The sequence below is a fragment of the Streptomyces sp. ISL-43 genome (assembly GCF_018614195.1).
Classification (GTDB): Bacteria; Actinomycetota; Actinomycetes; order Streptomycetales; family Streptomycetaceae; genus Streptomyces.
This window is the reverse complement of sequence record NZ_JAGGOT010000074.1, coordinates 1-10,928: the sequence shown is the minus strand read 5'-3', so window position 1 is coordinate 10,928 and position 10,928 is coordinate 1. Positions and strand designations below refer to the sequence as shown.

Sequence of the window (10,928 nt, the reverse complement as noted above, 5' to 3'; positions counted from 1 at the left end):
CACCCCCCTTCCCTCCCCACCCCCCGCCCCGTACCCTGACGCACCGTCAGATTCGCCCCGTCGTCAGGAGGCCGCGCCATGTCGCCGTTGCTGCAAGGGAAGACCGTCATCGTCTCCGGCGTGGGGGCCGGGCTCGGGCATCAGGTGGCCGCCACCGTGGTCCGCGACGGCGGCAATGCCGTGCTCGGCGCGCGGACCGAGGCCAACCTCGCCAAGGCCGCCGCCGAGATCGATCCCGACGGGGCGCACACCGCGTACCTGCCGACCGACATCTCCGACGAGCGCCAGTGCGAAGCCCTCGCCGCCCTCGCGCAGGAGCGGTTCGGCGGGGTCGACGCCGTCGTGCACGTCGCCGCCTGGGACTCGTACTTCGGCGGCCTCGAGGACGCCGACTTCGGCACCTGGCAGCAGATCCTCGACGTGAACCTGCTCGGCACCCTGCGCATGACCCGCGCCTGCCTGCCCGCCCTGAAGCGCACCGGCGGGTCCGTCGTCATCATCGGCACCCAGTCCGCCATCGCCTCCCCCAACGAGGTGCAGCAGGCCGCCTACGCCGCCTCCAAGGGCGCCCTGACCTCCGCCATGTACTCCATGGCCCGCGAGCTCGGCCCCCACCGCATCCGCGTCAACACCGTGCTCCCCGGCTGGATGTGGGGCCCTCCGGTCCAGGCCTTCGTCACCTTCACCGCGCACACCGAAGGCGTTCCCGAAGCCGAGGTTCACGCGCGGCTCACCGACCGCATGGCGCTGCCCGACCTGGCCACCGACGGGGACGTCGCCGACGCCGCCGCCTTCCTCGCCTCCGACCGGGCGCGGGCGATAACCGGCCAGTCACTGCTGGTCAACGCCGGTGAGCTGATGCGATGAGCCCCTCCACCCGCCCTCGAGCGGATCGTATGCTCGGCCCATGACCACTCCGAGTGACGCTCCGACCGACAACTCGATGCGCCGCGCGCTCCGGCGCGCCCGCGACGGCGTCGCGCTCGACGCGGCCGAGGCGGCCGTACTCCTGCAGGCGCGCGGCGAGGCCCTGGAGGACCTCGCCGCCTCCGCCGCCCGCGTGCGGGACTCCGGGCTCGAGGCCGCCGGCCGGCCCGGCGTCATCACGTACTCGCGCAAGGTCTTCATTCCCCTCACCCGGCTGTGCCGCGACAAGTGCCACTACTGCACCTTCGTCACCGTCCCGGGCAAGCTCCGCCGGGACGGCCACGGCATGTACCTGTCCCCCGACGAGGTCCTCGACATCGCCCGCAAGGGCGCGGCCATGGGCTGCAAGGAAGCCCTGTTCACGCTCGGCGACCGGCCCGAGGACCGCTGGCCGGAGGCCCGCGAGTGGCTCGACGCGCACGGCTACGACGACACGCTCGCCTACGTGCGCGCCATGGCCATCCGCGTCCTGGAGGAGACGGGTCTGCTCCCCCACCTCAACCCCGGCGTCCTGAGCTGGTCCGAGCTCCAGCGGCTCAAGCCCGTCGCCCCGTCGATGGGGATGATGCTGGAGACCACGGCCACCCGTCTGTGGTCCGAGCCCGGCGGTCCGCACCACGGCTCCCCCGACAAGGAGCCGGCCGTCCGGCTGCGCGTCCTGGAGGACGCGGGCCGCTCCAACGTGCCCTTCACCACCGGGGTGCTGATCGGGATCGGCGAGTCGTACGAGGAGCGCGCCGAGGCGTTCTTCGAGCTCCGCCGGATCCAGCGCAGCTACCACGGCATCCAGGAAGTGATCGTGCAGAACTTCCGCGCGAAGCCGGACACGGCCATGCGCGGCATGCCCGACGCCGAGCTGGAGGAGCTGGCAGCCGCCATCGCGGTGGCCCGCCACATCCTCGGACCGTCGGCGCGGATCCAGGCTCCGCCGAACCTCGTGGACGCCGAGTACGCGCTGCTCATCGGCGCCGGCATCGACGACTGGGGCGGGGTCTCGCCGCTCACCCCCGACCACGTCAACCCGGAGCGCCCCTGGCCGCACATCGAGGAGCTGGCCGAGCGGACCGCGGCAGCCGGCTTCGAGCTGCGCGAGCGCCTCACGATCTACCCGGAGTTCCTGCAGCGGGGGGAGCCCTGGCTGGATCCCCGGCTGCTGCCGCACGTGCGCGCGCTGGCCGACGCGGAGACGGGCCTGGCGGACGAGTCCGCGAGCGTCGAGGGCCGCCCGTGGCAGGAGCCGGACGAGGGTTTCGCCGCGTACGGGCGCACCGACCTGCACGCCACCATCGACACGCAGGGCCGTACCGGCGACCGCCGCGACGACTTCGACCACGTCTACGGAGACTGGGAGGCGCTGCGCGAGGCCGCGGCGCCCGGCATGGTGGCGGAGCGCATAGACACGGACGTACGGGCGGCCCTGGCCCAGGCCGCGGACGATCCGACGAAGCTCACCGACGGCCAGGCGCTCGCCCTGCTGCACGCGGACGGTCCGGCGCTGGACGCGCTGTGCCGGATCGCGGACGACCTGCGCAAGTCGGTGGTGGGCGAGGAGGTCACCTACATCGTCACGCGGAACATCAACTTCACCAACGTCTGTTACACCGGCTGCCGCTTCTGTGCCTTCGCGCAGCGGCGGACGGACGCGGACGCGTACACGCTCTCGCTCGACCAGGTCGCCGACCGGGCCGCGCAGGCGTGGGACGTGGGCGCGGTCGAGGTGTGCATGCAGGGCGGCATCCACCCTGACCTGCCGGGGACGGCCTATTTCGACATAGCGCGGGCGGTGAAGCAGCGGGTGCCGGGCATGCACGTGCACGCCTTCTCGCCGATGGAGGTCGTCAACGGCGCGACGCGCACCGGGATGTCGGTGCGCGACTGGCTGGCGGCGGCCAAGGAGGCCGGGCTCGACTCCATCCCGGGCACGGCGGCGGAGATCCTGGACGACGAGGTCCGCTGGGTGCTGACCAAGGGCAAGCTGCCGACGGCGGACTGGATCGACGTGGTCACCACCGCGCACGAGCTGGGGATCCGCTCCTCCTCGACGATGATGTACGGGCACGTGGACCAGCCCCGGCACTGGCTCGGCCACTTCCGTACGCTGGCCCGCGTCCAGCAGGCCGCGCTGGACAAGGGCGTGGGCGGTTTCACGGAGTTCGTGACGCTCCCGTTCATCCACACGAACGCCCCGGTGTACCTGGCCGGCATCGCCCGGCCGGGGCCGACGGTGCGCGACAACCGGGCGGTGACGGCGATGGCGCGGATCCTGCTCCACCCGTACATCCCCAACATCCAGACCAGCTGGGTGAAGCTGGGCGCGGAGGGCGCGGCCGAGATGCTGCGGTCGGGCGCCAACGACCTGGGCGGGACGCTGATGGAGGAGACCATCTCCCGGATGGCGGGGTCGGGTTACGGCTCGTACAAGTCCGTCCAGGACCTGATCGCCGTCGCCGGTGCGGCCGGCCGGCCCGCGAAGGCCCGTACGACGCTGTACGGGGAGGTGTCGCAGGAGCGCCAGGACGCGGCGCGCGCCTCGGACGGACACCTGCCGGAGCTGCTGCCGGTCTTGGACTGACGTCGGCCGGGCCTGCTCGTGCGCGGGCCCGGAAGCCTAGGGAACCGAAGCGCGGACCGAGCCGGTACTCGGACCGCCGGGGTCGCCCAGGAAGCAGGTGACCTGGCGGTCGCCGAGGGTCCAGGTGTCGGACGACGGGAAGTAGTAGTACGAATTCAGCTCCGCGGGGAGCTTCGTGGCAGGGCCCGCGTAGTCGGTGAGCGCCGTGCTGCCGCAGCTCTCGTCGGCGCTCGAGACCAGCCGCTCCGTGCCCGGGTACACACCGTCCTCCAGGTCGAAAACGGCGTACACCTCACCCTTGTGAGGCTGGTCGCAGGGCACGATGCGCACCGACGGGGCGGCCTCGGCGGCGTCCTTGTCGTTGTACTGCGCCAGATCGTCCTCCGTGTTGAAGCAGTCCCCCGTGCGGATGTTCTCCAACTCGCTGGAGCCCGGCGCGGTGACCTGGCCACCGGTGTCGCGCTTCGGCGCGTCGTCCAGCACTCCGGAGAGCCCGGCGACCAGCACGAACGCGTAGAACACGAGGGTCATGCTGTGGATGACGATGGCTGCGATGGCCAAACCCTTGCCGTTTTCACCGCGTTCGCGGATCTGGTTGAGGGCGACGATGCCGAGAATCAGCGGGACCAGCGGTATCGCGCAGACGATCGACATGACGAACGCCACGATGGCCAGCACGTTCGTCCGCTGGGACATCGGCGCGGGCGCGGGCGGCGCGTTCCAGCCCGGCGGGTCGCCGGGCTGCCACGCCTGTCCGCGCGGCCCCCATTGCGGGTCCGGCTCGGGAGGTGGTGGCGGCGGGATGGACATGCGTGGCTCTCCTTGCACGGAGGATGAGACGCAACTGCCGGGTCCGAGCACGCGTGCGGGCGGCGGCGGCAAGCGGCAACGGTGGCCGCGGCCTGTCCGGTGTGGTCTCGGAAGCCTTCGGCGGGCGGTGCGTCGGACCACGCCGACGCATGCGTGCCGGTGCTGTTCTGACCACTTCCACGCTACCGGGGAAGGCGTGGCCACGCTTGTCGGAGCGAGGGCGGGTGGCGAGCCTGGCCGGGCCCTGTCGGGGACAGCGGCCCGGACAGCAGCCCGGACAGCAGCCCGGACAGCAGCCCGGACAGCAGCCCGGACAGCGGCCCGCGCGGCGACACGTCCGCGGCCAGGGTCGGGCGGCAGTCGGGCAAACAGGTTCCGGCACTGCGCAGGGACCCGCGCGGGACCGGCGGAAACCAGCCGTTCCACCTCCCCGGACGGGTCGCATGACCGACTACTTCCGGACTCGATCGGTCCTGTCCACTACAGTGCCCGCCAGAGCACGCGCGGGCAGTCCGGGGGGATCGAAATGGACACGGCGACGGAAAAGTCCGGGGAGCATCAGGGCCTGGCCGGCGCGGCCGGACCACTCACGGCGGTGCCCACACCCGCCGGCGAACCCCGCCGCGCCGGCACCGGTACCGGCCTCGGACCCTCCACCGGCCCCAACGCCGGCGACACCATCGGCGGCCGCGCCGCCGTCACCACCGGCCTCTGGGGCCGCACCGAGCAGCAGGACTTCCGCAGCCGCGTCAGAGGCGCCCTGCTCGCCTCCGCCATCGGCGACGCCCTCGGCGCCCCCGTGGCCGCCCTCGATCTCGACGCCCTGCACGCCGCGCACGGCCCCGCCGGCCTGACCGACCCGGCCCCCGGCCCGACCGCCGGCCGCAGCCCCGTAACCGCCGCAACCCAGCTCACCCTGTTCACGGTGGACGGCCTGATACGGGCCCACGTACGCCGCGACACCGGCGCCTGGCACCCGCCGACCGACCTGCACCGCGCATACCTGCGCTGGGCCGCCACCCAGCACGACTGGGGCCCCGACGAGCGCCGCGTGGACAACGGCTGGCTCGCCCAGGAGGAGTGGCTCTACGCCCGCCGCGGTCCCACCCGCGCCTGCATGACCGGTTTCGCCGACGAAGTACTCGGCACCCTCGACCAGCCGAAGAACCCCACCGCCCGCGACGCGGCCGCCACCACCCGCTCGGCGCCCTTCGGCCTGCTGGTCGGCTGGGAGCCCGCCCTCGTCCTCCAGCTCTCCGTCGAATGCGCCGCGCAGAGCCACGGCCACCCCGCCGCGTACCTGTCGGCGGGCGCGCTCGCCGTCATCGTCCACGGGCTGACGCGCGGCGAGTCCCTCGACTCCGCCGTGCAGCGCGCGCTCGGCCTGCTCGGCGTCCGCCCCGGCCACCAGCCCGTCACGGACGCCCTGCAGCGGGCGCTCGCGGCCGTCACCGCGGGAGCCCCGTCGCCGAAGACGATCGAGGCCCTGTCTTCCGGCGACGGCGACGGAGACGGAGACGGAGACGGCCGTGACGCGGAAGACGTCCTCGCCATCGCCGTGTACTGCGCCCTCGTCGCCGAGAACGTGGCACACGGCCTGCGCCTCGCCGTGAACCACGGCGGCGACTCCGCCTCCACGGCAGCGCTGTGCGGGGCGCTGCTCGGCGCCCAGCACGGCGAGACCGCCCTCCCGGCGGGCTGGCTCGCCGGTCTGGAAGGCCGCGCCACGATCCTCGAACTCGCGGACGACTTCGCCCTGGAGATGACCCAGGGCCCCGCCCTGCACAGCCCCTCGTCCGCCTCCCCGGGCTGGCTGGCCCGCTACCCGCGCGGCTGACCGCCCCGGGCACGACAGCGGGGGCCACAGCCGGGCCGCGAGCCGTGTCCGTGGCCGTCGCCGTGACCGTGACCGTCGCCGTCGCCGTCGCCGTCGCCTGAGCGAGCCATGGCCGACGCGCGCCTCTGCCGCCCGCGCGCGCGAAGCCGTACCTTGGCCGTCCCACGCCACGGAGGTGCCAGCGCACATGCGGATCGCCACGACCATCTTCCTCACCGACCGCACCATCTCTCCCGTACGCCTCGCCCGCGCTCTGGAGGAGCGCGGCTTCTCCGGCCTCTACCTCCCGGAGCACACCCACATCCCCGTCAGCCGTGACACCGCCGCGCCCATGGGCGGCGAGCTCCCCGAGATGTACGGGCGCACGCTGGACCCGTTCGTCGCCCTCGGCCAGGCCTCCGCCGTGACCGAGCGGCTCCACCTCGGCACCGGCATCACCCTCGTCGCCCAGCACGACCCCATCGACCTCGCGAAGCAGGTCGCCACGCTGGACCACCTGTCCGGCGGCCGCGTCACCCTCGGCATCGGCTACGGCTGGAACGTCGAGGAGGCCGCCGACCACGGAGTCGAGTGGCGCACCCGCCGCGAGCTGGTCCGCGACCGCATGGCGCTGATGCGCGCCCTGTGGTCGCCCGAACCCACGGCGTACGTCGGCCAGTTCTCCTCGGTCCAGGCCAGCTCGGCGCACCCCAAGCCCGCCCAGGCCCCGCGCGAACTCGCCCCGGGCATCCCCCTGTACGGCCCCCGGACCATGATCGGCGGCCAGGCCGGCCCGAAGCTCTTCGCGGCCATCGCCGACCACGCCGACGGCTGGCTCCCGATCGGCGGCGGCGGCCTGACGGAGTCCCTCCCGGTCCTGCGCCAGGTCTGGGAGGCCGCGGGCCGCGACCCCAAGTCCCTTCAGGTGGTCCCGTACGCCGTCCAGCCCACCCCGGGAAAGATGGGCCACTACGCGGAGCTGGGCATCGAGGAGGTCGTCCTGCAGCTCCCTTCGGAGGGCGAGTCGGAGGTCCTGCACGTCCTGGACGCCTTCGCGCAGTACTTGTGAGCGTCGGCGTCCGTGGCCCTCGGTCCGGTAAAAAAACCCGCTGATAATGGAGCGGCACGCGCCCCGAGAATGACCGCATGCCAGGCCAGCGCAAGCGCAAACGCAGCAGGGAGCGGGACCACCGCCGGGCGGCGGACCTGCCCCCTGGGCGGTGGGAGCCCCTGTTCTCCACCGAGGACTACGCGGCGTACGGGACGTACGTGCGCCGCCTGCGCGCCGAGGGCTCCGTAGTCGACCCGGCCCGGCTGCGCCTCGACACGCTCTGCGGCCGCCTGTCACAGCCGACGACGTACCAAGTCAGCGTGTTCGTACCGGAGACCGTGGAGGCGGCGCTGTGAACATCGAGTGGGAGGAACTCCCCGAGGGCATCCGCGGCCAGGTCGACGGGTACGTCCTCCAGGACCGCCTGCTGAACGCCGTCCGCGTCGTGTGGGAGGCCGGCCGCGCCCAGGGCGTGGACCTCAACGAGGCCCAGAAACTGGTCGCCGACCGGTACGAGCACTTCGGCGACCGGGTTGCCCGCACCCCCGACTCCCCGCTCGACCTGGAATCCCTTGCCTCCCGCACCTCCGGCATCCGGGCCCGGGTGGTGGCGGTCGAGGCCGTCTGGGACGGGGACACCGTGCACGGCTGGTTCGTACGACTGCTGGCCCTCACGGAGGACCCGGCCGGGGACCACGAACTGGCCACCGTCTACTGGGGTACGGGCGTCCGTGCCCTCGAAGCCGAAGGCGCCGACTCCGACCCCCGGCACCCCCACGCCGCCGCGGCGACCCGCGCCGGCACCGCCTTGGCGGCGCACCTCGGAGTCCCGTTCCACTTCGCCACCCCCGACGACCCGGACGACGAGGCCCCACGCTGGCGGGCTACGCCCTGAGCTCCGCCCACACCGTCTTTCCGACCACCCGGTCCCCCACCGTCCTCACGTGTGCTGCGGGGGTCCGATGACCTTCTGTCCGATCTGCTCGGCGAGCCACTGCGCCAAGCGGTCCTCGTAGCCGTTGCCGTTGCGGCGCCGGACGTGGACGAGGACCAGGTGCGTATCGGCGCGGACTTCGAGGTCGCGGGAGTCGCAGTTGAGCAGGAGCGTGACCTCGGCGTGTTTGCCCTCGCCGAACAGGTCGCGCTCCGGCGCCGCCGGCCACTCCAGCGAGGACCAGTAGATCTCGGCCATGTGAGAGCCGGCCACCTCGGCGAAGTGGCCTTCGATGCTCCACAGGGGCTGGTCGAGCATCGAGACGTTGAAGGGCAGGAACTGCTCCACCGAGGTCAGATCATCGGGCAGCTCACCGGCGCGAACCGCACGGAAGAGGGCCGGTAGGCCCGGCTCCGGGTCCACAGGTGCCGTCCAGCTTTCGCCGCCCGGGCTGGCACGACGCGAGAGCCGGGCCCCGGCTACGCCCTGAGCTCCGCCCAGACCGTCTTCCCGATCAGCCGGTCCCTGACCCCCCAGTCGGCGGCGACGGCATCGACGATCCGCATCCCGTAGCCGGCCTCGGCCTGGTACTCGTGCGGCCGCACGACCGGCCGGCGGTCCCGGCGGGCGTCGGACACCTCGATGCGCAGGGCTCCGGGGAGCAAGCTGACCCGCAGCTCGAAGTCCCGCCCGGGGACCCGCCCGTGGGTGACGGCATTGGCGGCGAGCTCGGCGACGAGGAGCCCGGCGTCCTCGGACAGCCCGGTGCGATCGGGGATGCCCCAGTCGTGCAGCTCGACGAGGACCAGCTGCCGGGCGAGGCGGGCCCCGCGCCGGGTGCAGCTGAAACGCTGAGTGAACACGCGTACGAGGGCCTGGGGGGATCCGGGGGATGCGCTCATGGGGGCAACGTCCCGCGTGAGGAGGGGTGTTCTCCAGCACGGGGACCGCTACTTTTCAACTGTACGAGTTTGCGCTCTGGACAGGCTCTGTCACCGACAGTGAACATGGCGCGGGGAGGTGACCGCGATGACGCATGCACCAGTCGATGACGGCGGTGACAGGGAGACGGAACCGGACGGCGATCTACGCAATTTCGGCGAGACGGTCAAAGCCTTCCGCAAACGCGCCGGCCTGACCCAGGAACAGCTCCACCCGCTGATCCGCTACTCCGTCCAGTACATCGGCTCCATCGAGCAGGGCCGCCGCCACCCGTCCGTGCGGTTCGTAGAGCGGGCGGAAGAGGCACTCGACTCCTTCGGAGTCATCCGCATCGCCGCGAGGCAGCTCCAGCGGAGGCGGGGGCTCGCTTCGTGGTTCAGGCGGTGGGCGGAGCTGGAGGAGGGGGCCGTCACGCTGAACACGTACGAGTCCCGCTCGGTGCCTGGGCTGTTACAGCCCGAGTCCTACGCACGCGCGCTGATCGGCGCGGTTCTGCCGCTGCCGACGACGGAGGAGGTCGAGGCCCGCATCGCGGCGCGGCTGGCCCGGCAGGAGGTCCTTCACCGCACGCCGTACACGATCTTCAGCTTCATCCTCGACGAGGTGGTGATCGAGCGGCAGACGGGAGGGCCAGGGGTGACCATCGAGCTGATCGACCACCTACTCGCGTGCGCCGCACTGCCCAACGTAGATCTGCAGATCATGCCGAAGGTCAGCCCCGAACATGCGGGGCTGGGCGGGCCCTTCCGCCTCCTTGAGACAGAAGAAAACGAATGGCTGGGCTACAGCGAGGGCCAGCAGACGGGCCAGGTGATCTCGGCCCCGAAAGACGTCAGCCTCCTCCACCAGAGGTATGCCAAACTTCGCATCCAGGCCCTCAATCCTGCGGACAGCATGGGCCTGTTGATGCGAATGCGAGGAAGTCTGTGAACAGCTCCCAGCTACGGTGGTTCAAGAGCAGTTACAGCAGCGGCGACGGCGACAGCTGCGTCGAAGTCGCCCTGTCCTGGCACAAGTCGACGTACAGCAGCGGTGACGGCGACGACTGCGTAGAGGTCGCGGCCTGCGCCGACTCCGTGCACATCAGGGACTCGAAGGTGGACGCCGGGCCGGAGCTGGCCGTGATGCCCGGATCCTGGGCTGCGTTCCTGGGCGGGGTCACCGCGGGCTGAGCTGCGGGCGGGTCGGTGGCTTTGACGGTTTCCGGGGGGCGTCCCGGTAGTCCAGTGTCCTTCCGTGCCGGGCCGGTCCCTCAAGGGCGCTCCTTCGTCGCGTCGCTTCGCGATGGCCTTCGGCCCCCCTTGACCGACCGTCCCGTCCCGGAACAACACAAGACTTCCGGGATCCCCCCGGGGGATGGCCGGGGGTGAGAGTCCGAGGGGCGGCCTTGTTGGTATGGCCCGTCTGGGGCTTTGAGGCGCGTCAGATCGCTACACAGTCGCTCTCGGCTTAGCGTCCGGCCCCCGTCTGTGGCCCTCGCCGGACACAAGCCGCCCAGGAGCAGTATTTGCCCCTGTCGCGACGCGACTGCGGCCTGCCTGTGGCCGTTGCCGTTCGTAAGCCGCCTATGACCTCTATTTGCCCCTGTGGCGACGCGACTGCGGGCCGGATCCCTCCACGGCCGTCATGCGGTCCCTTTTGTGCCGGTTTGGCGACCATCTGAGGGTCAAAGGATCAGTTCTCCGTCGCTATGGACGAAGGGATCGTCGCTGGACGACATCAGGCACCTTCCGGACCGTGTGCGGCTTATGTCCAGCCCCAGACGGCCGCCGGACGCTGAGCCGAGAGCGACTGTGTAGCGATCCGGTGCGCCTCAACGCCCCGGACGGGCACTGCCGACCAGGCCGTCCCTCCGCGTCCATCCCCCCGGCCATCC

Annotated in this window: 11 protein-coding genes; 8 read left to right on the top strand and 3 right to left on the bottom strand. The window is 72.0% G+C overall.

Features of this window, described 5'->3' with window-relative positions:
* The first annotated feature begins 78 nt into the window (after positions 1-78).
* Both J7F03_RS35250 and J7F03_RS35245 read left to right on the top strand, forming a co-directional pair.
* Complete coding sequence (locus J7F03_RS35250) at positions 79-867, top strand: SDR family oxidoreductase (protein ID WP_214956808.1); 789 nt, start codon at positions 79-81, stop codon at positions 865-867.
* Between the two features lie 40 nt (positions 868-907).
* Entirely contained in the window at positions 908-3,499 is a 2,592-nt protein-coding gene (locus J7F03_RS35245) for a bifunctional FO biosynthesis protein CofGH (RefSeq protein ID WP_214956806.1), read from the top strand.
* A 36-nt stretch (positions 3,500-3,535) separates the two neighbouring features.
* Here J7F03_RS35245 and J7F03_RS35240 read toward each other — a convergent pair whose 3' ends face one another.
* Positions 3,536-4,309 carry a DUF4190 domain-containing protein gene (locus tag J7F03_RS35240; RefSeq protein ID WP_214956804.1) on the bottom strand — a complete coding sequence of 258 codons (774 nt, stop codon included), beginning with the start codon at positions 4,307-4,309 and terminating at the stop codon, positions 3,536-3,538.
* 526 nt (positions 4,310-4,835) lie between these two features.
* Between J7F03_RS35240 and J7F03_RS35235 the strand changes: the two genes are divergently transcribed.
* From J7F03_RS35235 to J7F03_RS35220, 4 genes are all read left to right on the top strand, one after another.
* Positions 4,836-6,146 (top strand): ADP-ribosylglycohydrolase family protein, encoded by a 1,311-nt coding sequence (locus J7F03_RS35235; RefSeq protein WP_214956802.1) that lies wholly within the window; start codon positions 4,836-4,838, stop codon positions 6,144-6,146.
* A gap of 187 nt (positions 6,147-6,333) precedes the next feature.
* Positions 6,334-7,194, top strand: coding sequence for an LLM class F420-dependent oxidoreductase (locus J7F03_RS35230; RefSeq protein ID WP_214956800.1), 861 nt, complete (start codon positions 6,334-6,336; stop codon positions 7,192-7,194).
* A gap of 77 nt (positions 7,195-7,271) precedes the next feature.
* Positions 7,272-7,532 carry a hypothetical protein gene (locus tag J7F03_RS35225; protein ID WP_214956798.1) on the top strand — a complete coding sequence of 87 codons (261 nt, stop codon included), beginning with the start codon at positions 7,272-7,274 and terminating at the stop codon, positions 7,530-7,532.
* Complete coding sequence (locus J7F03_RS35220) at positions 7,529-8,071, top strand: hypothetical protein (RefSeq protein WP_214956796.1); 543 nt, start codon at positions 7,529-7,531, stop codon at positions 8,069-8,071. The genes J7F03_RS35225 and J7F03_RS35220 overlap by 4 nt, the downstream gene beginning before the upstream one ends.
* A 45-nt stretch (positions 8,072-8,116) precedes the next feature.
* Here the strand turns inward: J7F03_RS35220 and J7F03_RS35215 are convergent, their stop codons facing one another.
* Positions 8,117-8,533: a hypothetical protein gene (locus tag J7F03_RS35215; RefSeq protein WP_214956794.1), complete on the bottom strand. Its 417-nt coding sequence runs from the start codon at positions 8,531-8,533 to the stop codon at positions 8,117-8,119.
* A 56-nt stretch (positions 8,534-8,589) separates the two neighbouring features.
* Entirely contained in the window at positions 8,590-9,012 is a 423-nt protein-coding gene (locus tag J7F03_RS35210; protein ID WP_214956792.1) for an ATP-binding protein, read from the bottom strand.
* A gap of 127 nt (positions 9,013-9,139) precedes the next feature.
* Between J7F03_RS35210 and J7F03_RS35205 the strand changes: the two genes are divergently transcribed.
* On the top strand, positions 9,140-9,982 hold the full coding sequence (locus J7F03_RS35205) for a helix-turn-helix transcriptional regulator (RefSeq protein WP_214956810.1): 843 nt from the start codon (positions 9,140-9,142) through the stop codon (positions 9,980-9,982).
* Complete coding sequence (locus J7F03_RS35200) at positions 9,979-10,224, top strand: DUF397 domain-containing protein (RefSeq protein WP_214956790.1); 246 nt, start codon at positions 9,979-9,981, stop codon at positions 10,222-10,224. The genes J7F03_RS35205 and J7F03_RS35200 overlap by 4 nt, the downstream gene beginning before the upstream one ends.
* Positions 10,225-10,928: the final 704 nt, after the last annotated feature.